Annotated in this window: 20 protein-coding genes, 1 rRNA gene and 1 riboswitch; of the genes, 16 read left to right on the top strand and 5 right to left on the bottom strand. The window is 69.1% G+C overall.

Annotated elements, in window-relative coordinates:
- From rrf to ACIPFH_RS39465, 11 genes are all read left to right on the top strand, one after another.
- Positions 1–95: ribosomal RNA gene (gene rrf, locus ACIPFH_RS39515) — 5S ribosomal RNA — on the top strand; the annotation flags it as partial.
- A gap of 109 nt (positions 96–204) precedes the next feature.
- Positions 205–816 (top strand): CDP-alcohol phosphatidyltransferase family protein, encoded by a 612-nt coding sequence (locus tag ACIPFH_RS39510; RefSeq protein WP_356261346.1) that lies wholly within the window; start codon positions 205–207, stop codon positions 814–816.
- 112 nt (positions 817–928) lie between these two features.
- On the top strand, positions 929–3424 hold the full coding sequence (locus ACIPFH_RS39505; RefSeq protein ID WP_401834291.1) for a sugar phosphate nucleotidyltransferase: 2496 nt from the start codon (positions 929–931) through the stop codon (positions 3422–3424).
- 165 nt (positions 3425–3589) lie between these two features.
- A complete protein-coding gene (locus ACIPFH_RS39500) occupies positions 3590–4426 on the top strand; it encodes a DUF881 domain-containing protein (protein ID WP_401834317.1) in 837 nt (278 codons plus the stop codon).
- Positions 4423–4755: a small basic family protein gene (locus ACIPFH_RS39495; protein ID WP_020133151.1), complete on the top strand. Its 333-nt coding sequence runs from the start codon at positions 4423–4425 to the stop codon at positions 4753–4755. Before ACIPFH_RS39500 ends, ACIPFH_RS39495 begins: the two co-directional genes overlap by 4 nt.
- 5 nt (positions 4756–4760) lie before the next feature.
- Positions 4761–5594: a DUF881 domain-containing protein gene (locus ACIPFH_RS39490; RefSeq protein WP_359124696.1), complete on the top strand. Its 834-nt coding sequence runs from the start codon at positions 4761–4763 to the stop codon at positions 5592–5594.
- Between the two features lie 190 nt (positions 5595–5784).
- Complete coding sequence (locus ACIPFH_RS39485) at positions 5785–6561, top strand: FHA domain-containing protein (RefSeq protein ID WP_401834287.1); 777 nt, start codon at positions 5785–5787, stop codon at positions 6559–6561.
- Between the two features lie 44 nt (positions 6562–6605).
- On the top strand, positions 6606–7343 hold the full coding sequence (locus tag ACIPFH_RS39480) for a MerR family transcriptional regulator (RefSeq protein ID WP_401834286.1): 738 nt from the start codon (positions 6606–6608) through the stop codon (positions 7341–7343).
- A gap of 84 nt (positions 7344–7427) precedes the next feature.
- Positions 7428–7901 carry a bifunctional nuclease family protein gene (locus ACIPFH_RS39475; RefSeq protein ID WP_030833746.1) on the top strand — a complete coding sequence of 158 codons (474 nt, stop codon included), beginning with the start codon at positions 7428–7430 and terminating at the stop codon, positions 7899–7901.
- A gap of 246 nt (positions 7902–8147) precedes the next feature.
- The gene (locus tag ACIPFH_RS39470; RefSeq protein WP_356261363.1) at positions 8148–8831 is read left to right on the top strand and encodes a MerR family transcriptional regulator; all 684 of its coding nucleotides are present in this window, start codon (positions 8148–8150) and stop codon (positions 8829–8831) included.
- A gap of 67 nt (positions 8832–8898) precedes the next feature.
- Positions 8899–10326, top strand: a complete 1428-nt coding sequence (locus ACIPFH_RS39465) for a DNA polymerase IV (RefSeq protein ID WP_401834284.1) — start codon at positions 8899–8901, stop codon at positions 10324–10326.
- A 559-nt stretch (positions 10327–10885) separates the two neighbouring features.
- Here the strand turns inward: ACIPFH_RS39465 and ACIPFH_RS39460 are convergent.
- Positions 10886–11257: a PRC-barrel domain-containing protein gene (locus ACIPFH_RS39460; protein ID WP_401834281.1), complete on the bottom strand. Its 372-nt coding sequence runs from the start codon at positions 11255–11257 to the stop codon at positions 10886–10888.
- Positions 11258–11369: 112 nt separating this feature from the next.
- Positions 11370–11466: riboswitch (glycine riboswitch) on the top strand.
- A 182-nt stretch (positions 11467–11648) separates the two neighbouring features.
- Here ACIPFH_RS39460 and gcvP point away from each other — a divergent pair.
- The gene (gene gcvP / locus ACIPFH_RS39455) at positions 11649–14534 is read left to right on the top strand and encodes an aminomethyl-transferring glycine dehydrogenase (protein WP_401834280.1); all 2886 of its coding nucleotides are present in this window, start codon (positions 11649–11651) and stop codon (positions 14532–14534) included.
- 48 nt (positions 14535–14582) lie between these two features.
- Here gcvP and ACIPFH_RS39450 read toward each other — a convergent pair whose 3' ends face one another.
- Positions 14583–15002, bottom strand: coding sequence for a molybdopterin-binding protein (locus ACIPFH_RS39450; protein WP_401834278.1), 420 nt, complete (start codon positions 15000–15002; stop codon positions 14583–14585).
- Between the two features lie 125 nt (positions 15003–15127).
- Entirely contained in the window at positions 15128–17080 is a 1953-nt protein-coding gene (locus ACIPFH_RS39445; protein ID WP_401834276.1) for an amino acid transporter, read from the bottom strand.
- Positions 17081–17475: 395 nt separating this feature from the next.
- Here ACIPFH_RS39445 and ACIPFH_RS39440 point away from each other — a divergent pair, with 395 nt between their 5' ends.
- The 4 genes from ACIPFH_RS39440 (at position 17476) to ACIPFH_RS39425 (ending at position 21766) form a co-directional block, all read left to right on the top strand.
- Positions 17476–18768: an extracellular solute-binding protein gene (locus ACIPFH_RS39440; protein WP_356258051.1), complete on the top strand. Its 1293-nt coding sequence runs from the start codon at positions 17476–17478 to the stop codon at positions 18766–18768.
- A 6-nt stretch (positions 18769–18774) separates the two neighbouring features.
- The gene (locus ACIPFH_RS39435; protein WP_401834274.1) at positions 18775–19773 is read left to right on the top strand and encodes a carbohydrate ABC transporter permease; all 999 of its coding nucleotides are present in this window, start codon (positions 18775–18777) and stop codon (positions 19771–19773) included.
- Positions 19774–19877: 104 nt separating this feature from the next.
- Entirely contained in the window at positions 19878–20642 is a 765-nt protein-coding gene (locus ACIPFH_RS39430) for a carbohydrate ABC transporter permease (RefSeq protein WP_401834316.1), read from the top strand.
- 50 nt (positions 20643–20692) lie between these two features.
- Positions 20693–21766, top strand: coding sequence for an endo-1,4-beta-xylanase (locus ACIPFH_RS39425; RefSeq protein WP_401834271.1), 1074 nt, complete (start codon positions 20693–20695; stop codon positions 21764–21766).
- On the opposite strand, the gene ACIPFH_RS39420 is transcribed toward ACIPFH_RS39425, so the two are convergent.
- A complete protein-coding gene (locus tag ACIPFH_RS39420; protein WP_401834268.1) occupies positions 21759–22799 on the bottom strand; it encodes a LacI family DNA-binding transcriptional regulator in 1041 nt (346 codons plus the stop codon). The genes ACIPFH_RS39425 and ACIPFH_RS39420 overlap by 8 nt on opposite strands.
- 224 nt (positions 22800–23023) lie before the next feature.
- Complete coding sequence (locus ACIPFH_RS39415) at positions 23024–23212, bottom strand: DUF5999 family protein (RefSeq protein ID WP_171396006.1); 189 nt, start codon at positions 23210–23212, stop codon at positions 23024–23026.
- Positions 23213–23294 lie beyond the last annotated feature (82 nt).

Here is a 23294-nt window from a genome sequence, read left to right as displayed (position 1 = left end):
AAACGCCCGGTTACATTCCGAACCCGGAAGCTAAGCCTTACAGCGCCGATGGTACTGCAGGGGGGACCCTGTGGGAGAGTAGGACACCGCCGAACTCCTTTTAGAGCTCCGGCTCTTGGGCATACAGCCCAAGAGCCGGAGCTTTTTTGCGTTGGGGTAAGGTCAGGGGGCATCGTTGGCTCATTTTCTACTGGAGGCCCCCGGGTGGAGGTCCAGGAGACCCGTGTCCAGACAGACCGGGTCCTCACCATCCCGAACATCCTCAGCATGGCGCGTCTCGTCGGCGTACCCCTGTTCCTGTGGCTGATCCTCCGGCCCGAGTTCGGAGGCCCGCAGAGCGACGGCTGGGCTCTCCTCGTGCTGGCTTTCAGCGGGATCAGCGACTACCTGGACGGCAAACTCGCGCGGCGCTGGAACCAGATCAGCAGCCTCGGCCGGCTTCTCGACCCGGCTGCGGACCGGCTCTACATCCTCACGACTTTGGTGGGTCTCACCTGGCGGGAGATTCTGCCTGTCTGGTTGACGGCTGTACTTCTCGCCCGCGAGCTGGTTCTGCTGGTGATGGTCGGCATCCTCAGACGGCACGGCTATCCGCCGCCGCAGGTGAACTTCCTGGGGAAGGCGGCCACGTTCAACCTCATGTACGCCTTCCCGCTGCTTCTGCTCAGTGACGGAAGCGGATGGCTGGCGTCACTCGCTGCTATTTTCGGATGGGCGTTCGCCGGGTGGGGTACAACGCTCTACTGGTGGGCAGGAGTCCTCTACGTGGTACAGGTCCGCCGCCTGGTTCGTGCGGACGCCATGGCCGTCGACTGACCTCGCCGATTGGCAGCTGAAGTGGCTCGCTGGCCCGCGGACGAGAAGTGCGGGACAATCTGGACGGGTGAAGTCGGCTAGACCGTCGTCTCTTTAGGAGGACGCTTCCGACATGAAGGCCGTCGTGATGGCCGGAGGCGAAGGCACACGCCTTCGCCCAATGACCTCGAGCATGCCCAAGCCGCTCCTGCCGGTGGCCAACCGGCCGATCATGGAGCACGTTCTGAGGCTGCTCAAAAGGCATGGGCTCAACGAGACCGTCGTAACTGTTCAGTTCCTGGCGTCGCTGGTCAAGAACTACTTCGGTGACGGCGAAGAGCTCGGAATGGAGCTCAGCTATGCCAACGAGGAGAAGCCACTCGGTACCGCCGGAAGCGTCAAGAACGCAGAGGACGCGTTGAAGGACGACGCCTTCCTCGTCATCTCCGGTGATGCCCTCACTGACTTCGATCTCACCGAGCTGATCGCCTTCCACAAGGAAAAAGGCGCGCTCGTCACCGTCTGTCTGACGCGTGTGCCCAATCCGCTGGAATTCGGTATCACCATCGTCGACGAGGAGGGCAAGGTCGAGCGCTTCCTCGAGAAGCCGACCTGGGGCCAGGTCTTCTCGGACACCGTGAACACGGGCATCTACGTCATGGAGCCCGAGGTCTTCGACTACGTCGAGGCCGATGTGCCCGTCGACTGGTCCGGAGATGTCTTCCCGCAGCTGATGAAGGAGGGCAAGCCGGTCTACGGCTTCATCGCCGAGGGCTACTGGGAGGACGTGGGCACGCACGAGAGCTATGTGAAGGCCCAGGCCGATGTGCTCGAAGGCAAGGTCGACGTCGAGATCGACGGGTTCGAGATCTCGCCGGGCGTGTGGGTGGCCGAAGGTGCGGAAGTCCACCCCGACGCCGAACTCCGCGGCCCCCTCTACATCGGGGACTACGCGAAGGTGGAGGCCGGCGCCGAAATCCGTGAGCACACGGTCATCGGATCCAATGTCGTCGTGAAGAGCGGGGCCTTCCTGCACAAGGCCGTCGTGCACGACAACGTGTACGTGGGCCAGCACAGCAATCTGCGTGGCTGTGTGGTGGGAAAGAACACCGACATCATGCGGGCCGCCCGGATCGAGGACGGCGCTGTCATCGGCGACGAATGCCTGATCGGTGAAGAATCGATCGTGCAGGGCAATGTGCGGGTCTATCCGTTCAAGACCATCGAAGCCGGCGCGTTCGTCAACACGTCGGTGATCTGGGAGTCCCGGGGGCAGGCGCACCTGTTCGGTGCCCGTGGGGTCTCCGGGATCCTCAACGTCGAGATCACGCCCGAGCTGGCCGTGCGCCTCGCAGGCGCCTACGCCACGACGCTCAAGAAGGGGTCCACCGTCACGACGGCCCGGGACCACTCGAGGGGCGCCCGTGCACTGAAGCGGGCGGTCATCTCGGCGCTTCAGGCCAGTGCCATCGACGTACGGGACCTGGAGAACGTGCCGCTGCCCGTGGCGCGGCAGCAGACCGCCCGGGGGAGTGCCGGCGGGATCATGATCCGGACCTCGCCCGGGGTGCCGGACTCCGTCGACATCATGTTCTTCGACGGGCAGGGCGCGGACCTGTCTCAGGGCAGTCAGCGCAAGCTGGACCGGGTGTTCGCGCGCCAGGAGTACCGGCGGGCGTTCCCCGGAGAGATCGGAGACCTGCACTTCCCGGCCAGCGTCTTCGACTCGTACACGGGGTCGCTGCTGCGGAACGTGGACACGACAGGGATCTCCGAGGCCGGTCTGAAGGTCGTGGTGGACGCCTCGAACGGCAGTGCCGGACTGGTGCTGCCCAGCCTCCTGGGCAAGCTGGGGGTGGACTCGCTGACCGTCAATCCCGGCTTGAACGAGGCCAGGCCCACGGAGACGGGCGACCAGCGGCGCTCCGGGCTCGTCCGGCTGGGGGAGATCGTGGCTTCCTCGCGGGCCGCGTTCGGAGTGCGGTTCGACCCTGTGGGTGAGCGGCTCTCCCTCGTTGACGAGAAGGGCCGGATCATCGAGGACGACCGGGCGCTCCTCGTGCTGCTCGACCTGGTGGCCGCCGAGCGGCGCAGCGGGCGGGTCGCTCTGCCGGTGACCACGACGAGGATCGCCGAGCAGGTGGCGGCGTACCACGGGACGCAGGTCGAGTGGACGACGACCTCGCCGGACGACCTCACCCGGGTGGGGCGGGACGAGACGACCATCTTCGGCGGGGACGGCAAGGGCGGCTTCATCGTCCCGGAGTTCAGCAGTGTCTTCGACGGTACGGCGGCCTTCGTGCGGCTGATCGGGCTGGTGGCGCGGACGCAGCTCACCCTCAGCCAGATCGACGCGCGGATCCCGCGGGCGCACGTCCTGAAGCGGGATCTGGCGACCCCGTGGGCCGTCAAGGGCCTTGTTATGCGGCGGGTCGTCGAAGCGGCCGGAGATCGCTTCGTGGACACCACGGACGGCGTGCGGGTGGTGGAGACGGACGGGCGCTGGGTGATGGTGCTGCCGGACCCGGCCGAGGCCGTCACCCATCTGTGGGCGGAGGGGCCGGACGACGCCTCCGCGCAGGCGCTGCTCGACGAGTGGGCGGCGGTCGTGGACAGCGCCGGACGCTGAGCCACGCGCACGCGTGCGTGCCGGACAAGTGTCCCCAAGGGGCCTGTCCGGCACGCCGGTGGGGCCATTCGGAGGTACTGGGCGCGACGTGCGACGATGTGCGGCATGCCGCAGCAGCCCCCCGTTCGGAGCACACCCGTGCGCGCGTCGCGCCCGGACGCGTCCATGTCGCTGCTCACCAACGTCATGGACCACAGCCTCGACGACGGTTATGCCGAGGCCGCCGCCCGTAAACGTGCCGAGGGCGTGGGTGGCCTGCCCCGAACGGTGCGGGCGAAGCTCGGTCTCGCCGTGGGCTTGGTGCTCGCGGCTCTCGTGGTCACCGTCGGTGCGGCCCAGGCGCGGGTCGCGGCGCCGGTCGTCGCGAAGGAGCGCGAGGAGCTCATCGACCGTATCGACAGCGAGACCGATGCGGCCGACAAGCTCGAGAGCACCGTCGACAAGCTGCGTGACGACGTGAGCGGCCGGCAGCGGGAGGCGCTGAAGCAGAGCGGCGTCGGTGACCAGGCGGACCTGGTCGGCATCCTGTCGGGCGCTGTCGAGGTGCACGGACCAGGGGTCAAGCTGGTCGTGGACGATGCGAAGGAAGCCACCACGGGCGGTGAAGGCGACGCGCGTGAGACCTCCGGCTTCTCCGACACCGGGCGGGTCCGGGACCGTGACATGCAGCGCGTGATCAACGGGCTCTGGGCGTCGGGCGCCGAGGCCGTCTCCATCAACGGACAACGGCTGACGGCGCTGTCGGCGATCAGGGCCGCGGGTGAAGCGATACTGGTCGACAACAAACCGCTGGTGCCGCCGTACACGGTGCTCGCGGTGGGGGACGGGAAGAACCTCAGCAACAGGTTCCAGAACAGTGCCGACGGCTTGTATCTGAACGCCTTGCAGGAGAACTACGGCATCCGGACGGCCATCTCCGTGGTGGGCGACCTCCGGCTGCCCGCCGCACCGAGTGTGATCGTACGCACAGCGCAGCCGAGAACTGAGAAGGGCACATCGTGATCGCCGTACTGGGCCTCGTCGTGGGAGTCGTGGCCGGCCTGTTGGTCCAGCCCGAGGTTCCGGCAGCTGTCGTGCCGTATCTGCCGATCGCCGTGGTGGCGGCGTTGGACGCCGTTTTCGGCGGGCTTCGGGCCATGCTCGACGGCATCTTCGACGACAAGGTGTTCGTGGTGTCGTTCCTGTCGAACGTGGTCGTGGCCGCGCTGATCGTGTTCCTGGGTGACGAGTTGGGTGTGGGATCGCAGCTGTCCACCGGGGTCGTGGTCGTTCTCGGTATCCGGATCTTCTCGAACGCCGCGGCCATCCGTCGGCACGTCTTCCGGGCGTGAGGTCGATGAGCAATCAGGACGAGACGCCCGAGTACCGGCTCCGCAAGGAGCTGCCCGACGAGGTCCCCGTGGCATCGCCTGCGGAGGGAGCGGCCGAGAAGCCGGCCGAGCCCGTGCTGACCGGCCGGCAGCGGCTGGCGCAGGGAATCTGGCCGCCGCGGGTGTCGCGGGCCCAACTCATCGTCGCCCTGCTGCTGTTCGGCCTCGGTTTCGGGCTGGCCGTCCAGGTCGCGTCCAACAGCGACAGCGGAAACGCCCTGCGCGGTGCGCGTCAGGAAGATCTCGTACGCATTCTCGATGAACTCGACGACCGCAGTCAGCGTCTTGAGGACGAGAAGCAGGGACTGGAGAAGCAGCAGCAGGAGCTGGAGAACAGCTCCGACCAGGCCGAGGAGGCCCGTAAGCAGACTGTCGAGAAGGAGAAGCAACTCGGCATTCTGGCGGGCACGGTGGCTGCGCAGGGGCCGGGTATCACGATGACCATCGAGGACACGAAGGGGACGGTCGAGGCGGACATGTTGCTCGACGCGATCCAGGAGCTGCGCGCGGCCGGGGCCGAGGCGATCCAGGTGAACGGTGTGCGGGTCGTCGCGGGCACCTTCCTGACCGAATCCGGCAAGAGCGTGAGCGTCGACGGGAACAAGATCAACACGCCCTTTCGTTTCAAGGTCATCGGCAACCCGCAGGACCTTGAGCCGGCGCTCAACATCCCTGGAGGAGTGGTGCAGACTCTCGAGAAGGAGCAGGCCACGGTGACCGTCGAGCGGTCGGACAAGATCGTCGTGGATGCCTTGCGAGCGGCGAAGCAGCCTGACTACGCTCGGTCGTCGGGCCAGTGAACCGGGGGTGCATGCGGGGCGTCCGGCAGGGGCATGAGGTTGCGGGGGGTCGACGCACCGATCGGGTGGTGCGTGGTGGAAACTGTCTGGTGGGCACGGACGTTGTGAAGGTGTCCGGGTCGACCGGTGTATTCAGTCAGGGTTCGTCCTGCCCCACGGGCGGGTCTGTTTCGGTCAAGGGGAATCGCCCGTGAAGTTGTTTGCGAAGTTGTTCGGCAAGAGCGCGCGAGAGGGCAGCGACAACGCGACCGCTCGTCATCGCGCGCAGCCCGACGCCGAGGGTCAGCGGCCGTTGTTCCGGGATCAGGTGGCTGGTCCGGGCGGCGACATTTCCGGCGGCCAGGGCGCGGCGTCTGTTGACCCTGCGCAGTCCGGCGGCATAGGTTTCGGCCAACCGTCAACCTCAAGTGCGGGTGGAGGGTTTTCCCCTATGTCGGCCCTGGTCTGTACGAGGTGCGGTAACCGCAATGCGGAGAACAGCCGCTTCTGCTCCAACTGCGGCGCGCCGCTGCGCCCCGGTCTGACGCCCGAGCGTGCGTCGGAGACGACCTCCACCATCTCCATTTCCGGTCTCGAGGCCTACGACTCCGAGGTCACCGGTCAGACGCAATTGCCCGCGCTCTCACCCGAGGCGCAGGCCGCGGTCGACGCGCTGCCGCTCGGTTCCGCCCTGCTCGTGGTCAGGCGTGGCCCGAACTCGGGCAGCCGGTTCCTTCTGGACGGCGACCTCACCACAGCCGGTCGTCACCCGCAGAGCGACATCTTCCTGGACGACGTGACGGTCTCGCGCCGCCATGTGGAGTTCCGGCGCAACCCGGACGGCACGTTCAAGGTGGCGGACGTCGGCAGTCTGAACGGCACGTACGTCAACCGCGAGCGGATCGACGAGGTCGCCCTGTCGAACGGCGACGAGGTGCAGATCGGCAAGTACCGGCTGGTGTTCTACGCGAGCCAGCGGGGCTACTGACCCTCCCCCGGGCGCCGTCCGGGGGGACTCCCCAGGGAAGGTCCATGCTTCAAACACCGAGGGGCGGTGTCGGACACGGCACCGCCGCCACGGACGGTGGTCCGATGAGCATCGGCACCGTGCTGAACGCGCTCCGTGACGAGTTTCCCGAAGTGACCATCTCCAAGATCCGTTTTCTGGAGTCGGAAGGGCTCATCGAGCCGCAGCGGACCCCGTCGGGGTACCGGAAGTTCAGCGTGCAGGACGTCGAGCGCCTCGGGCACGTCCTGAGGATGCAACGGGACCACTATCTGCCGCTCAAGGTCATCCGCGAGCACCTGGACGCCATGGAGCGCGGTGAGGCCGCGCCGTTGCCGACCGTGGGCCGGCAGCGGGACGGTGAGGCCGCTCCGGAGCCGCCGGACGGGCCCACCGTCGCCCGGATCGGCCGGTCCGAGCTGTTGGCGGCCGCGGGGATCGGGGAGCCGGAGCTCGAGGAGTGGGAGTCGTACGGTCTCGTCGTGCCGCTGGAGGACGGGGTCTACGACGCGGAGGCGGCCACGGTGGCGGCGCTCGTGGCCGAGCTGGGCAGGTTCGGGATCGAGCCCCGGCATCTGCGGGTCATGAAGGCGGCGGCCGATCGGGAGGCCGGGCTCGTGGATCAGGTGGTGGCGCCGCTCAGGCGCCATCGCAATCCGCAGACCAGGGCGCACGCGGAGGCGCGTACGAAGGAGCTCGCGGGGCTCACGGTCCGGCTGCACGCGGCGTTGGTGCAGACGGCGCTCGGGGTACGACTGCCCTGAGCGGGCGGTTTCGCCCTGGGCGGATCGGTCACCCGTTCCCGGCCCGACTACCCAAACGTCCCGGGCACGGCCTAGGGTTGCTGTGTGAACGAGCTCGATGTCGTAGGTGTCCGGGTCGAGATGCCCTCCAACCAACCGATCGTGCTGCTGCGTGAAGTGGGAGGCGACCGCTACCTTCCCATCTGGATCGGACCGGGGGAGGCGACAGCCATCGCCTTCGCCCAGCAGGGCATGGCTCCCGCGCGACCGCTGACCCACGACCTGTTCAAGGACGTGCTGGAAGCCGTCGGCCAGGAGCTCACCGAGGTGCGCATCACCGACCTGCGGGAGGGCGTCTTCTACGCGGAGCTGGTCTTCGCCAGCGGGGTCGAGGTGAGCGCGCGTCCGTCGGACGCCATAGCGCTGGCGCTGCGTACGGGAACACCGATCTACGGCAGTGACACGGTCCTCGATGACGCGGGGATCGCCATCCCGGACGAGCAGGAGGACGAGGTGGAGAAGTTCCGCGAGTTCCTCGACCAGATCTCGCCCGAGGACTTCGGCAGCAGCAACCAGTAGCCGGCACGTGGGCTGACCGCGGGCGTCCCGCACGAGGGGCGCCCGCCCGGTTTTGGGCAATTGCCACCGGCGAGTGAGAGCGTCCTACGGCTACTTCTCAGCGCATTCGGCTAGCCTTTCCCCGCGGTGGGGTGCGGGAAACCACTCTCAGGGTGATTATCACTCGGCGTGCCGAGTGTGGCGATCGTTGACGCACCCCTGGTGACTGCCTACCGTCGACAAGGCAGGTCAAGGACGGAGGTCGGCGTGAGAAGCAGCGGCGACGGTACGGCTGGGGGTGCCCCCGGACTCGGTTTCGGGGGGAGCGGTCCGTACCCATCCCCAAGCTCTCAACCGCGCTCGAGCAGGGGGTATCCCCAGCAGAGCAGTGCGGCCGATCACGCCCCACAGCGAGCGGCGGCCGTGCCGAGCAGCGGAGGGGCGACGTCCATGGCGTCCGAGCAGATCGGCTATCGCGGTCCGACGGCCTGCGCGGCCGCGGGCATCACCTACCGGCAACTGGACTACTGGGCGCGCACCGGGCTCGTAGAGCCGAGTGTGCGGCCCGCGCACGGGTCCGGCACGCAACGCCTGTACAGCTTCCGGGACGTCGTCGTCCTGAAGATCGTCAAGCGGTTCCTCGACACCGGGGTGTCGCTGCAGAACATCCGCAGCGCCGTGCAGCATCTACGCGAGCGCGGGTTCAGTGACCTCGAGCGCATGACGCTGATGAGCGACGGCGCCACGGTCTACGAGTGCACCTCGCCGGACGAGGTCCACGCGCTGCTCCAGGGCGGTCAGGGCATCTTCGGCATCGCCGTGGGCGTCGTGTGGCGGGACGTCGAGAACGCGCTGTCGCAGCTGCACGGGGAGCGCGTGGACACCGGGGAGACGCTCGTCGGGCACAACCCGGCGGACGAACTGGCACGTCGGCGCAACCGGGCGGTCTGAGACTTCCCGCCCGGGGCGGACGGGCTGTACGACGCCATTGTCAGTGGCGTGGTGCAGCATCGGACATGTGAGAAACGCGCCCACGATCCTGCATCTCGACATGGATGCCTTCTTCGCTCAGGCGGAGCAGGCGTCCAAGCCGAGCCTGCGCGGGAAAGCCGTGGTCGTGGGCGGTCTGGGGCCGCGTGGAGTGGTGGCGACCGCCTCCTATGAGGCGCGGGTCTTCGGGGTGCACTCGGCGATGCCCATGGCCCAGGCGCGTCGGAGGGCTCCGAACGCCGCGTATCTGGTGCCGCGCTTCGCGTTCTACCGGTCGATCAGCGAGCAGGTCATGGGACTTCTGCGGGCGCTGTCGCCGCTGGTGGAGCCGCTCAGCCTGGACGAGGCCTTCGTGGACCTGGATGCCGGGGGAGCGGCCTGGGACAGTGAGTCGGCGCGGCTCGCCGGCGTCAGACTGCGCGCGGACATACGGGCCGTCACCGGGCTCACGGGTTCGGTGGGTCTGGCTTCCTGCAAGATGCTGGCGAAGATCGCCTCGGAGCAGGCGAAGCCCGACGGGCTGGTGCTCATCGAGCCCGGGACCGAGCGGGCCCTGCTCGGCCCCCTGTCGGTGCGGACACTGCCGGGAGTCGGCCCGGCGACGGGGGACCACCTGCGACGGGCGGGAATCACCACGATCGACGAGATCGCCGAGGCCGGCGAGGACGAGCTGGTGCGGCTGCTGGGCAAGGCGCACGGGCACGCGCTCTACGCCATGGCCCTGGCCCGCGACGACCGGCCCGTGGTGGCCGAGCGGGAGACGAAGTCGGTGTCGGTCGAGGACACCTACGACGTGGACATCCATGACCGGATCCGGGTGGAGCTGGAGGTGCAGCGGCTCGCGGACCGCTGCGTGCGCAGGTTGCGGGAGGCGGGTCTGTCGGGGCGGACCATCGTGCTGAAGGTGCGGCGGTACGACTTCTCCACGCTCACCCGCTCCGAGACCCTGCGCGGGCCCACCGACGACCCGGCCGTGATCCGGGAGGCGGCGGCCCGGCTGCTGGACTCCGTGGACACGACGGGTGGCGTGCGACTGCTCGGGGTGGGGGTCAGCGGGCTGGCGGACTTCACACAGGAAGATCTGTTCGCGCAGGCCGCGGAGGGCCGGGCGGACGGGCCCGAGGAGGAAGTCGTGGATGAACCCGTCGTCGAGGTACCGGTTCCGGTCGAGCACCAGTGGCGCCCGGGGAACGACGTCCGGCATGCCGAGCTCGGTCACGGATGGGTGCAGGGGAGCGGGCTGGGCCGGGTCACCGTGCGGTTCGAGACGCCGGAGTCGGAGCCGGGACGGGTACGGACCTTCCGCACCGACGATCCGGGGCTCGAGCCGGCGGAGCCGTTGCCGCTGGTGCGGCGGAGGCCGGATGACGGCGGCGGGGCGCATTCCGGGGGAGCGCCCGGACCGCTCGGCCCGGAAGCGGAATCACCGGCAGTGGAGTTCGGGAACTCTCTGTGAGGCGGATCAGTTACACAGAGTGAAGTGGTTCGAAGTGCGGGGTGAGTCGGAGCGGTGGTGTTCCCGCGAGGGGACGCCGGTGACGGATGAGGAACTGTATGGAACTGCACGGAGGTCGGTTCGCGGAGCCGGCGGGGGTGTCGCCGGAGCGGGGAGCCGAGATGCGGCGGGCGGTGGACCGGGTGACCCGGTGGGCCGCGAACCGGAGTGACGTGGTGGGGCTGCTTCTCGTCGGTGCCTCTGCGCGTGGGGCCGCGCGTCCCGGCCCCGACCTGGACCTCGTGGTGTTGTCGACCACCCCTGCCAGGTACGCCGAGGACGACGTGTGGACGCGTGAGCCGGCCCTGGGGGAGGCGATCCGGGTCCAGGGGCCCCTTATTGCGTGGCGGTGTCTCACCGGCTCCGGTCTGGAGGTCGAGGTGGGCGTCGGTTCCGCCCACTGGGCGCGGACCGATCCCGTCGACGCCGGCACGCGCAGAGTCGTCACGGACGGAGCCCGGCCGTTGTACGACCCTGCCGGGATTCTCGGAGCGTTGATACGGGCCTGTGTCCGAGGGGCTCAGCTGTCGTCGGTGCCCGCCAGCCGGCCGAAGTCGTGGTCGGGGAGCGGGGGAGGGGTGCCCAGGTCCAGGCCGTAGTGGTGGTAGAGCTGGAGTTCCTGTTCCGGGGAGAGGTGACGGCCGACGCCGAAGTCGGGAGCGTCCTTGATCAAGGCCCGCTCGAAGGGGATGCGCAGGGTGCCCTCGACCAGTCGGCTGGGCTCGAGGGGGACGAAGGCGTCGCGGGAGAACAGACCGGTGCGTATGGCCGCCCACTCCGGTACGCCGGTGGCGTCGTCCAGGTAGACCTCGTCGACGGTGCCGATCTTGGTGCCGTTGCGGTCGAACGCCTTGCGGCCGATCAGGTTGCGCGGATCGATGTCGGTCTGCACGGGCCCTCCACTTGGTCGCAACTCATCCGTAAGCACTACAAAAGAGCACATTGGGATGGGCGGCCACTCGAGCGAGTCCCGTTGACCCCGCTGGTAGTCTGACAACGGCTGCTGACACCGCGCGGGAGAGTCCTCCGGACATCATCGGAGGGCGCCGAAGGAGCAAATCCTCCCCGGAATCTCTCAGGCTCACGTACCGCACGGACGAGGTCACTCTGGAAAGCAGGGCGGGTGCCGACGGCGTCGACGGTTCCCGCTCTCACCGACGGTGAAAGCCGGGCGTCCTCGGACGGCCGGTGAAGCTCTCAGGTTGAGATGACAGAGGGGGAGGCCGTCCGGGTACCCACAGTGGTGACCCTCGAAGGTCGTGTCAGACCAGGAGGCCTCCGTAATGACCGCCCATCGCATTCCGCTCGCCGAGCTCGAGCAGGGAATCCCCTTCGAACAGCGCCACATCGGGCCCGACCATGAGGCGCGGGCCAAGATGCTCGCGCAGGTCGGCTACGGCTCGCTCGACGAGCTCACCGCCGCCGCGGTCCCGGACGTCATCAAGAACGCCGACGCGCTGGATCTCCCGGGCGCCCGGACCGAGGCCGAGGTGCTGGCCGAACTGCGCTCGCTGGCCGACCGCAACCAGGTCCTCGACCCGATGATCGGACTCGGCTACTACGGCACGTTCACGCCGCCCGTCATCCTGCGCAACGTCATGGAGAACCCCGCCTGGTACACGGCCTATACGCCGTACCAGCCGGAGATCTCGCAGGGCCGGCTCGAGGCGCTGCTGAACTTCCAGACCATGGTCGCGGACCTGACCGGGCTGCCGACGTCCGGCGCGTCGCTGCTCGACGAGGGCACGGCCGCCGCCGAGGCGATGGCACTGTCCCGGCGCATGGGGAAGAACAAGAAGGGCCTCTTCCTCATCGACGCCGACGCGCTGCCGCAGACCATCGCCGTGATCGAGACCCGCGCCGAGCCGACGGGCGTGGAGATCGTCGTCGCCGATCTGAGCGACGGTATTCCGGCGGAGATCGCCGCGCGGGAGATCAACGGCGTGCTCGTCCAGTACCCCGGCGCTTCCGGTGCCGTACGCGACCTCAAGGCGATCGTCGACCAGGCGCACGGGCTCGGCGCGCTCGTCACCGTCGCCGCCGATCTGCTCGCGTTGACGCTGCTGAAGTCGCCGGGCGAGCTGGGGGCGGACATCGCGGTCGGTACGACGCAGCGGTTCGGCGTGCCGATGGGTTTCGGCGGGCCGCACGCCGGTTACATGGCCGTCCGCGAGCAGTTCGCGCGCAGCCTGCCCGGGCGGCTGGTCGGCGTGTCCGTGGACGCCGACGGACACCGGGCCTACCGGCTCGCGCTGCAGACGCGTGAGCAGCACATCCGGCGCGAGAAGGCCACCAGCAACATTTGCACGGCGCAGGTGCTGCTGGCGGTGATGGCGGGGATGTACGCCGTCTACCACGGCCCCGACGGACTGCGCGCGATCGCCAGGCGTACGCACCGGTACGCCTCGATCCTGGCCGCCGGGCTCGAGGCCGGCGGCGTCGAGGTCGTGCACGGGTCGTACTTCGACACGCTGACCGTGCGGGTGCCGGCCAAGGCCTCCGAGGTCCTCGCCGCCGCGCGGGAGCACGGGGTCAACCTGTACCTCGTCGACGCCGACCACGTGTCGATCGCCTGCGACGAGACCACCGCGCGGGCCCAGGTGGCCGCCGTCTGGGCCGCCTTCGGGGTGGACGGCGACATCGAGTCGCTCGACGCGTCCACCGAGGAGACGCTGCCCGAAGGGCTGCTGCGGTCCGACGCGATCCTCACGCACCCCGTGTTCCACCAGCACCGCTCCGAGACCGCGATGCTGCGCTATCTGCGCAGGCTGGCCGACCGGGACTACGCGCTGGACCGGGGCATGATCCCGCTGGGCTCCTGCACCATGAAGCTCAACGCGACCACCGAGATGGAGCCGGTCACCTGGCCCGAGTTCGGGCAGTTGCACCCCTTCGCGCCGGCCGAGCAGGCGCAGGGCTACCTGACGCTCATCCGTGAGTTGGAGGAGCGGCTCGCGGAGGTCACCGGGTACGACAGGGTGTCGCTCCAGCCGAACGCCGGCTCGCAGGGCGAGCTGGCCGGGCTGCTCGCCGTCCGTGGATACCACCGGGGCAACGGGGACGAGCAGCGGACCGTGTGCCTCATCCCGTCCTCCGCGCACGGCACGAACGCGGCCAGTGCCGTGATGGCGGGCATGAAGGTCGTCGTCGTCAAGACCGCCGAGGACGGCGAGATCGACGTCGAGGACCTGCGGGCGAAGATCGAGCGCTACCGTGACGAGCTCGCGGTGCTGATGATCACCTATCCGTCGACGCACGGAGTGTTCGAGGAGCACGTCGCCGACATCTGCGCGCAGGTGCACGAGGCGGGCGGGCAGGTGTACGTCGACGGCGCCAACCTCAATGCGCTCGTCGGGCTCGCCAAGCCGGGGCACTTCGGCGGGGACGTCTCGCACCTGAACCTGCACAAGACGTTCTGCATCCCTCACGGGGGCGGCGGCCCGGGTGTCGGACCCGTCGCCGTACGGTCGCACCTGGCGCCCTACCTGCCGAACCACCCGCTCCAGCCCGCCGCCGGGCCGGAGACCGGAGTGGGACCGATCTCCGCCGCCCCCTGGGGCTCCGCGGGGATCCTGCCGATCTCGTGGGCGTATGTGCGGCTCATGGGCGGCGAGGGGCTCAAGCGGGCCACGCAGGTCGCCGTGCTGAGCGCCAACTACATCGCCAAGCGGCTGGAGCCGCACTACCCGGTGCTCTACAACGGGCCGGGCGGGCTGGTCGCGCACGAGTGCATCATCGACCTGCGGCCGTTGACCAAGGCGACCGGCGTGAGCGTCGACGACGTCGCCAAGCGGCTCATCGACTACGGGTTCCACGCGCCGACGATGTCGTTCCCGGTGGCCGGGACGCTGATGATCGAGCCGACCGAGTCCGAGGACCTGATCGAGCTGGACCGTTTCTGCGAGGCGATGATCGCCATCCGGGCGGAGATCGAGAAGGTCGGGGCCGGCGAGTGGCCGGCCGAGGACAACCCGCTGCGCGGTGCCCCGCACACCGCGGCCGCGCTGGGCGGGGAGTGGGAGCACGCGTACACGCGTGAGGAGGCCGTCTTCCCGGCCGGGGTGTCGGCCGCCGACAAGTACTGGCCGCCGGTGCGCCGTATCGACCAGGCCTTCGGCGACCGGAACCTGGTGTGCTCGTGCCCGCCGCTGGACGCCTACGAGGACTGAGCGAGCGTGAGGGCCCCCGTCCGTGCCGGGCGGGGGCCCTCACGCGCTCTACGGCGTCGCCAGGGACACATCGGTCGCCTTGATCAGCGCCACCACGTCGGAGCCCAGGAAGAGACCGAGGTCGATGGCCGCCTCCCTGGTGATCACCGCGATGAGTTCGCCCCCGTCCATGGAGATCTTCACCGAGGCCATGACGCCGCCGGTCACGAGGCCGGTGATCGCGCCGCTGAGCCGGTTGCGGATCGACAGGCCGTCGACCCGGCCCGTGGCCAGGGAGACCTCCGTCGACTTCACCAGGGCGTGGACGGCGGTGCCGGCGGTGAGGCCGAGTTGGCGCACGGCCTCCAGGGTGATGGCCGCCGTGAGGTCCTGGCCACCGTCCAGGCGGATCTTGACGGTGGCCATGACCTCGCCGGGCTGGACGGCGGTGACGGTGCCGGGGAGTTGGTTGCGGATGCTCAGGCTCATGGGCGACAACGGTAGGCCGCCGGGCATCTTTTGCGGGGTATGCGTAGGTCTGCGTCGTCTTTGACGTCCTGCGAGTGGACGGGTGCGCAAGCCTGACGGTGCCGGGGCGGCGGGCCGGGACGGGGTCAGCCCGTGTGGACGCGGGGGCGGCGGGCGCGGTCCGGTTCGGCCTCGCGCAGGACCTCCCGGGTGACCGGGGCGACCTCGCCCTGGCCGAAGAGGAAGAAGCGCAGGAAGTTCGCGAACGGGTTGCCCTCGGTCCACTCGAAGTAGATGTGCGGGATGCAGCCGGTGGTGTCACGGGTGTGCAGCAGCAGCGCGGCCAGGGCGTTGGAGATGGACGAGGACTCCAGGGTCAGGACGCGGTAGCGGTTGTGGAGGACCTCGCCGCGCACGGTCAGTCCGGCCTCGAACTCGGACGGGTCCACGACGGTGACCTCGAGGAAGACGAAATCCTCCCCGGGGATGTCGTTGTCCTGCCGGATCTGCTCGATCTTCTCGCGGTACTCGGCCTTGTCGCGCTGGTCGGGTTCGTTGGCGATGAACCGTATCTTGCGGCTGGCCATGTCCCGGATGAAACGTTCCGCCATGTCGTCCAGCGTCACGCTGGTCACGCGGAGCTCGAAGGCGCGGGCCAGCCGGGACAGCAGCGAGACCAGGATGATCCCGGCGATGAAACAGGCGCCGATCTTCACGCCGTCCGGGCGCTCGATGACGTTCACGACGGTCACGTAGAGCAGGACCGCCGAGACGACGGCGAAGCCGACGGTCCAGCCCCGCTGACGGGCACGCCGGGCGGCTATGGTCACCGCGATCGCGGCCGAGGACATCAGGACGAGGACGCCGGTGGCGTAGGCGCCGCCCTGGGCGTCGACGTCGGCGTCGAAGATCCAGGTGACCAGGAAGGCGATGAGGGTGAAGACGATGACCATGGGACGGACGGCACGGGCCCAGTGCGGGGCCATGCCGTAGCGGGGCAGGTAGCGGGGCATCAGGTTGAGCAGCCCGGCCATCGCGGAGGCGCCGGCGAACCACAGGATGGCGATCGTCGACACGTCGTACACCGTGCCGAAGGCGTTGCCCAGGTATTCGTGGGACAGATACGCGAGGGCGCGTCCGTTGGCCTGGCCGCCGGACTCGAACTCCTTCTCCGGGATCAGCACGGTGGTGATGAAGCTGGTGGCGATGAGGAAGACGCTCATGATCAGGGCGGCGGTCGTCAGCAGCTTCTTGGTGTCCCGGATGCGGCCCCTGGGGTCCTCCGCGGTGTCGTCCGGGTCGCCCTGGACGTGAGGCATGACCGCCACGCCGGTCTCGAAGCCGGAAAGGCCCAGTGCGAGTTTGGGGAAGACCAGCAGGGAGACGCCGATCATCGCGAACACGTTGCCGTGCTCGGCGGTCAGGGCGGCGGTCCAGTCGGTGACCACATGCTCCTCGGTGAGCACATGCCACAGACCGACGGCCACGACGACGACGTTCAGGCCCAGATAGGCGACGACCAGGGCGACCGCGACGCCGATGGCCTCCAGGAAGCCCTTGAGGAACACCGCGCCGAGCAGGGCGACGAGGACGAGCGTGATCACCATCTGCTTGTCGTGCAGGGTGCTGGTCAGGTGTGGGTTCTCGACGAGGTGGGTGGAGGCGTCCGCCGCGGAGAGGGTGATGGTGATCAGGAAGTCGGTGGCGGCGAAGCCCAGCAGGGTCAGGACGAACAGCTTGCCCTTCCAGAAGGACAGCAGCCGTTCCAGCATCGCGATCGAGCCCTCGCCGTGCGGGCTCTCCTCGGCGACGCGCCGGTAGACCGGCAGAGCGCCCGCCAGGGTGACGATCACCAGCACGATCGTCGCCACCGGGGAGAGCAGGCCGGCGGCGAGGGCGGCTATGCCCGGCTGGTAGCCGAGGGTCGAGAAGTAGTCGACACCGGTCAGGCACATGACCCGGTACCAGCGCTGGCCCTTGTGCGCCGGTTCGGGTTCGGCCTGTGCTCCCGGGGGGCCGCCGTGCCTGCCCATGTCGGACAGGCCCTCCAGCATCCAGGCGCGCAGGCGGCTGGGAGGCGGGTGCTCGGTGGTGGCCATCGGCGTGCTCCTGATGCGGCTCAGCGTGTGGTTTCGGCCATCACGCGGACGGCGGAATCAGCGTAAGCGGAGAGTGACGCCTGGGCCCCTGGATCACGGGCCGGAGGGCGTCAAGCTTCCGTTAAGACTGGTCGCAGGCCGGGCACGCAGCGTCACCTGCCGACGGGTTTGTTTCCGGCCGCAGCGGCGTCGCCGCGATGCGCTTCGTAATGTTCGCCGATGAATCCGAATGTTTCGACGCCCTAGGACCTCTCACTGAGTCTTCCTGCGTGAACAGAGCCTCGAATTGCCTGTGTTCAAGGGGTTGCCACCTGTTGGAGGGTGTCTCTAGGGTGCGGCAGCAGCGAAGCTTTCTGGATCTGGTTCGAAACTTTCGATCTATCAAGGAGCGCATGATGGGCGACCCGGCACTCTCCCGCCGCGGCTTTCTGGCGGCCTCCGCCGCGGCCGGTCTGAGCATGACGGCACTGAGCGCCTGCGGCGGCGACTCGGACGGAGGGTCGTCGGGGACGACCACCATCGAGTGGTGGAACATCTCCACCACCCAGCCGACCAAGGACGTCTGGGCCGGACTGGCCAAGCAGTTCGAGGCCCAGAACCCCAAGGTGAAAGTCAAGATCGTTCAATTGGAGAACGACGCCTACAAGTCGAAGATGACGGCGCTGACCGCCTCCGGGAAGCTGCCCGACATCTTTCACACCTGGGGCGGCGGTGTCCTGAAACAGCAGGTCGACGCCGGGCTCGTCGAGGACCTCACGGAGAGGACCAAGGAGTGGGGCGACGGCCTGCTCTCGGTCGCCCGTGAGCCCTACCTGCTCGACGAGAAGGCGTACGGCATCCCGTTCGACATCGGCATGATCGGGTTCTGGTACAACAAGGCCCTCTTCAAGCGGGCCGGCGTCAGCGCGCCCCCCACCACGTGGAGCGGCTTCCTCGACGCCGTGCGCAAGCTCAAGGCCGCCGGGATCACGCCGCTCGCGCTGGCGGGCAAGGAGAAGTGGCCCGGCATGTACTACTGGGCGTACCTCGCGATGCGCACCGCCGGTGTCGACGCCCTGAGCAAGGCCGGGGACGACAAGGACTTCACCGGGGACGGCTTCGTCCAGGCCGGACAGCACCTCCAGGACCTGGTCGACCTCCAGCCGTTCCAGAAGGGGTTCCTCGGCGCCGCCTACTCCAGCCCCACCGGCCAGGCAGCCGCGGTGGGCAACGGCAAGGCGGCGATGGAACTCATGGGCCAGTGGGCGCCCGTGGTGGAGGCCGACGCGGGCAAGGGGCTCGGGGCGGACCTCGGCTTCTTCCCGTTCCCGGCGGTGGACGGCGGAAAGGGTGTGATCACCGAGGTGTTCGGCGGGGGTGGCGGGCACGCCCTGCGCAAGGACGCCCCGCAGGCCGCCGTCGACTTCCTGAAGTTCTTCGCCTCCGCGGCCACGGACACCGAACTGGTCAAGAAGACCGGGGTGCTGCCCGTCGTACCGGCTGCCGAGAGCGCCATCACCGATCCCAACATCAAGTCCGTACAGGCCCAGTTGAAGGCCGCCACCGGCTTCCAGCTCTACCTCGACCAGGCGTACGCGCCCGCCCTCGGCCAGGAGGTCAACGACAGCGTCGCCGCCCTCATCGCAGGGTCCAAGTCACCACAGCAGGTCACCGAGTCGATCACCAAGGTCGCGAAGGAAGAGCAGTAGCAGGCGATGACCTCCACCTTCCTTCCGGACAAGCGCAGCGGCCCGGACGTCGGCCCGCCGCCCCCGTCCGCCGGTTCGGGCCGGAGCCGGACGCGGCGGCGGGCGCGGCACTGGCTCACCGCCGTCGGCTTCCAGGTGCCCGCGCTGGTGCTGTTCGGCACGCTCGTGCTGCTGCCGATGCTGTTCGCGCTGTACGCCTCGTTCTTCCGCTGGGGCGGCTTCGGCATGCCCGACGACTACATCGGCGGAGACAACTTCACCCGGCTCTTCCAGGACCCGGTGTTCCTGGGCGACCTGTGGCGCTGTCTGCTTCTGGTCGGGCTCTCGCTCGTCCTCCAGCTGCCGTTCGCGCTCGCCCTGGCGGTGGCGCTCAACCAGAGGATCCGCGGCCGGGCCGTGTACCGGATGCTGTTCTTCGCGCCGTACATCCTCTCCGAGGCGATCACCGGCGTGCTGTTCAGCATGATCTTCGCCCCGGACGACGGTCTCGCCGACCACGTCCTGGGGGCGATCGGTCTGGACGGCGTGGGCGGCGAGTGGTTCGCCGATCCCTCCACCGTCATGGCCACCCTCTTCCTGGTCATGACGTGGAAGTACTTCGGCTTCCACATGATGCTCTACCTGGCCGGACTCCAGTCCATCCCTGCCGAGTTGACCGAGGCCGCCCTGATCGACGGAGCGGGCCCCTGGCAGCGCTTCCGCAACGTCACCCTGCCGCTGCTCGCGCCGACCCTGCGGATCAGCGTCTTCCTGTCGGTCATCGGCTCGATCCAGCTCTTCGACCTGGTGTGGGTGGTCACCGCGGGCGGTCCGGACCACCACTCCGAGACGATGGCCGTGACCATGTTCCAGTACGGCTTCAAGCGCTACCAGGTCGGCTACGCCAGCGCGATCAGCGTGGCCATGTTCGGCATCAGTCTCGTCTTCGCCCTCGCCTACCAGCGGTTCGTGCTCCGCCGGGACCTTCAGGGCGCCACCACGACCATGCGAGGAGGCGGCTCGTGAGCGTCGTCAAGACCGGCCGAGCGGCTCACGGGACCGGCCGGACGGCGCGCAGGACCGCCCGGACCCTGCCGCTGCACCTCGTCCTCGGGATCGTCGGCGCGGTGATGGGCGTGCCGCTCGTCTACGCCGTGCTGTCCGGCTTCAAGTCCACCGACCAGCTCTCCCGCAATCCCATCGGCCTGCCCGACCCCTGGATCACCTCCAACTACACGGACATCCTCGGTTCCGGCTCCTTCTGGCAGCTCGTCGGCAGCAGCACGCTCATCGCGGCCGGTACGACCGTGGTGGTCGTCGCGGTGTCCGCGCTCGCCGCGTTCTCCTTCGCCCGGTTCGCCTTCCGCGGCCGGGAGATGCTGTTCACCCTGTTCACGATGGGGCTGATGTTCCCCTTCGCGGTGGCGGCGCTGCCCCTGTTCCTGCTGCTGCGCTCCATGGGCCTGCTGGACAACCCGCTCGGTGTGATCCTGCCGCAGGCCGCCTTCGGGCTGCCGATGACCATCGTCATCCTGCGCGGGTTCTTCCGGGAGATCCCCGCCGAACTGGAGGAGGCGGCCACCCTAGACGGCTGCGGGCCCCTCGGCTTCTTCTGGCGGATCCTGCTGCCCATGGCCAGGCCCGCCCTCGGCACGGTCTCCGTCCTCGCCGTCGTGGGCAGCTGGAACAACTTCCTCCTGCCGCTGCTGGTCTTCAACGAGCCCACCTGGTGGACCATCCCGATCGGCGTCCAGCAGTTCCAGGGCCAGTACTCCGCGGAGTACGCGCGCGTCTTCGCCTATCTCGTCCTGGCCATGGTGCCCGCCCTGGCCTTCTACGCCGTCGCCGAGCGCCAGCTCGTCGGCGGCCTCACCGCCGGCGCCACGAAGGGATGACCCGCGCCCGCGGACCCGTACGGCTCGCCCCTACCGTGAGGAGTCGCACCATGCCCAGCACCGCCGCCCGTACCCGGCTCAGACTCGCCGGAGCCCTCGCAGCCGTCCTCGTCGCCGCCGGTGTCGCCGGCGGACCCGCCGCCCAGGCGCACGAGGGCCCGGCGCACGGAAAGCCGCGTACGACCCTCGCCGACCTGGCGCAGCGCCACGGCCGCTACTTCGGCAGCGCCACCGACAACCCCGAACTCACCGACTCCGCCTATACGAGGATCCTGGGCGACGAGTTCGACATGATCACCCCGGGCAACGGCATGAAGTGGTACGCCACCGAGCCACAGCAGGGCGTCTTCGACTGGACGGCCGGCGACGAGATCGTCGGTCTCGCCCGCGACCACCACCAGAAGGTGCGCGCCCACACCCTCGTCTGGCACAGCCAGCTGCCCGGCTGGCTGACCGACAAGGAATGGACGGCGGACGAGCTGCGGGCCGTCCTGAAGAAGCACATCCAGACCGAGGTGCGCCACTACCGGGGCAAGGTCTACGCCTGGGACGTCGTCAACGAGGCGTTCAACGAGGACGGCACCTACCGCGAGACGGTCTTCTACAAGACCCTCGGCCCCGGATACATCGCCGACGCCCTGCGGTGGGCCCACCAGGCCGACCCGAAGGCGAAGCTCTACCTCAACGACTACAACATCGAGGCCGTCGGCCCGAAGAGCGACGCCTACTACGCGCTGGCCAAAGAACTGAAGGCCCAGCGCGTCCCGCTCGACGGAATCGGCCTCCAGGCGCACCTCGCCCTCCAGTACGGCTATCCGACGACCCTCGAGGACAACCTCCGCCGCTTCTCCCAGCTCGGCCTGGACACCGCGCTCACCGAGGTCGACGTACGGATGCTGCTGCCCGCGACCGACGAGAAGCTGGCCCAACAGGCCGACTGGTACCGGGACATGACCGAGACGTGCCTCGCGGTGCGGCGGTGCGTCGGCATCACGGTCTGGGACTACACGGACAAGTACTCGTGGATTCCCGCCTTCTTCCCCGGCGAGGGGGCGGCCCTGCCCTGGGACGAGCAGTTCGCGCCGAAGCCGGCGTACTACGCGATCCGGGAGGCGCTCAGCTAGCGGCGCGTGGCGGCGCGGTGCTCGAACGCACCACCAACTCCGTGCCCAGTTCCACCCGCGGCGAGTCCGGGCGCTCGCCGCGGGCCAGGCTCAGGACCGTGCGAGCGGCGAGTTCGCCCATTGCGGCGAGGGGCTGGCGGACGGTGGTCAACGGCGGTGCCGACCAGCGGACTTCCGGCAGGTCGTCGAAGCCGACCACGCTCATGTCCTCAGGGGCCCGCAGGCCGCGCCGACGCAGCGCCTCTATCGCGCCGAGAGCCATCCGGTCGCCGGCCGCGAACAGGGCGGTCGGCGGTTCGGGCAGACCCAGCAGGGCGGTGCAGCCGGTGAGACCCGACTCGGGGCGGAAGTCGCCGGGGACGACGAGGGTTTCGTCGACGGCGAGACCGGCCGCCTCCAGGGCGGCCCGGTAGCCGTGGTAGCGGGCGCGGGAGCAGAGCAGCCGGCGCGGACCGGCGATCAGGCCGATCCTGCGGTGACCGAGCGACAGCAGGTGCTCGGTGGCGGCCAGGCCGCCCGACCAGTTCGCGGCGCCGATGGTGGGGGTGTCGTCGGCGGGGGAGCCTGTCGGGTCGACGACGACCAGCGGGACGCCCAGGACGCGCAGCTGCTCGTGCAGGGCGGGTTCGAGGGCCGAGGTGACGAGGATGACGCCCTCGGAGGCGCGGGAGCGCAGGTTGCGCATCCACTCGCGGGCGTCGCCCGAGCGGTCGTGGATCGCCGACACCACCGTGCCCGCCCCGGCCGCGTGGGCGACCTCCTCGACCCCTCGGATGATCTCCACCGCCCAGGGGCTGTCGAGGTCGTTGAAGACGAGGTCGAGCAGCGAGGCGCGGGTGCGGGAGGTGGCGGGGCGCCTGCGGTAGTCGTGCAGGCGCAGCAGGTCCTCGACCCGGGCCCGGGTTCCCGGCGAGACGTCGGAGCGGCCGTTGACGACCCGGGACACGGTCGGAACCGAGACGCCGGCCCGGCGGGCGATCTCGGTGATCGTGATCCTGCCCCGAGAGGCGGGCACCGTGTCCTCAGCTGTCACTTCCCCCACCTCCGTCGGCTGGTTGCGGACGCCGCTCCGAAACTTCCAGGAGTCTTCCGGGAAGCGCGCTGCCGTGGGAAGACGTACCGGGCACGCATCACGTCGAGACCGGGCGGCTACAGGCAGTGAGGGGCCCTGGACACGCGTCGGGGCCGGTTCGCGGTGGTGTCCGCGGCCGGCCCCTCATGTCTGCGGACGGCGGTCCCGCGCCGTCCGGCCGGTGCTCAGGCGGCGGTCACGACCCGGTGGGGGGCGATGACCCGGCCGTCCGGCAGGAGCTCACCGGTGTCCTCGAAGAGCAGGACGCCGTTGCACAGCAGGCTCCAGCCCTGCTCCGGGTGGTGCGCCATGAGGCGCGCGGACTCCCGGTCGGCTGACGTAGCTGTCGGGCACGGTGGCTGGTGCTGGCACATGGATGGGAACTTCCGCTCTGGCGTGAGGTCTGAGATGGCTGTGGTGTCTGATCCGCGGCGTGAAACCTCGTTCATGGCCGCC

Origin of the sequence: Streptomyces sp. NPDC088157, from assembly GCF_044741545.1 — a bacterium.
GTDB lineage: Bacteria > Actinomycetota > Actinomycetes > Streptomycetales > Streptomycetaceae > Streptomyces.
Note: the sequence above shows the minus strand (reverse complement) of the source record. Positions and strands in the feature narration are given on the sequence as shown.

Bases quoted from the DNA above. Each gene is read 5' to 3' on its own strand.
- ACIPFH_RS39505 (WP_401834291.1), top strand. From the start codon at position 929: ATGAAGGCCGTCGTGATGGCCGGAGGCGAAGGCACACGCCTTCGCCCA.
- ACIPFH_RS39500 (WP_401834317.1), top strand. From the start codon at position 3,590: ATGTCGCTGCTCACCAACGTCATGGACCACAGCCTCGACGACGGTTAT.
- ACIPFH_RS39490 (WP_359124696.1), top strand. From the start codon at position 4,761: ATGAGCAATCAGGACGAGACGCCCGAGTACCGGCTCCGCAAGGAGCTG.
- ACIPFH_RS39480 (WP_401834286.1), top strand. From the start codon at position 6,606: ATGCTTCAAACACCGAGGGGCGGTGTCGGACACGGCACCGCCGCCACG.
- gcvP (WP_401834280.1), top strand. From the start codon at position 11,649: ATGACCGCCCATCGCATTCCGCTCGCCGAGCTCGAGCAGGGAATCCCC.
- ACIPFH_RS39450 (WP_401834278.1), bottom strand. From the start codon at position 15,002: ATGAGCCTGAGCATCCGCAACCAACTCCCCGGCACCGTCACCGCCGTC.
- ACIPFH_RS39445 (WP_401834276.1), bottom strand. From the start codon at position 17,080: ATGGCCACCACCGAGCACCCGCCTCCCAGCCGCCTGCGCGCCTGGATG.
- ACIPFH_RS39440 (WP_356258051.1), top strand. From the start codon at position 17,476: ATGGGCGACCCGGCACTCTCCCGCCGCGGCTTTCTGGCGGCCTCCGCC.
- ACIPFH_RS39435 (WP_401834274.1), top strand. From the start codon at position 18,775: ATGACCTCCACCTTCCTTCCGGACAAGCGCAGCGGCCCGGACGTCGGC.
- ACIPFH_RS39430 (WP_401834316.1), top strand. From the start codon at position 19,878: ATGGGCGTGCCGCTCGTCTACGCCGTGCTGTCCGGCTTCAAGTCCACC.
- ACIPFH_RS39425 (WP_401834271.1), top strand. From the start codon at position 20,693: ATGCCCAGCACCGCCGCCCGTACCCGGCTCAGACTCGCCGGAGCCCTC.
- ACIPFH_RS39415 (WP_171396006.1), bottom strand. From the start codon at position 23,212: ATGTGCCAGCACCAGCCACCGTGCCCGACAGCTACGTCAGCCGACCGG.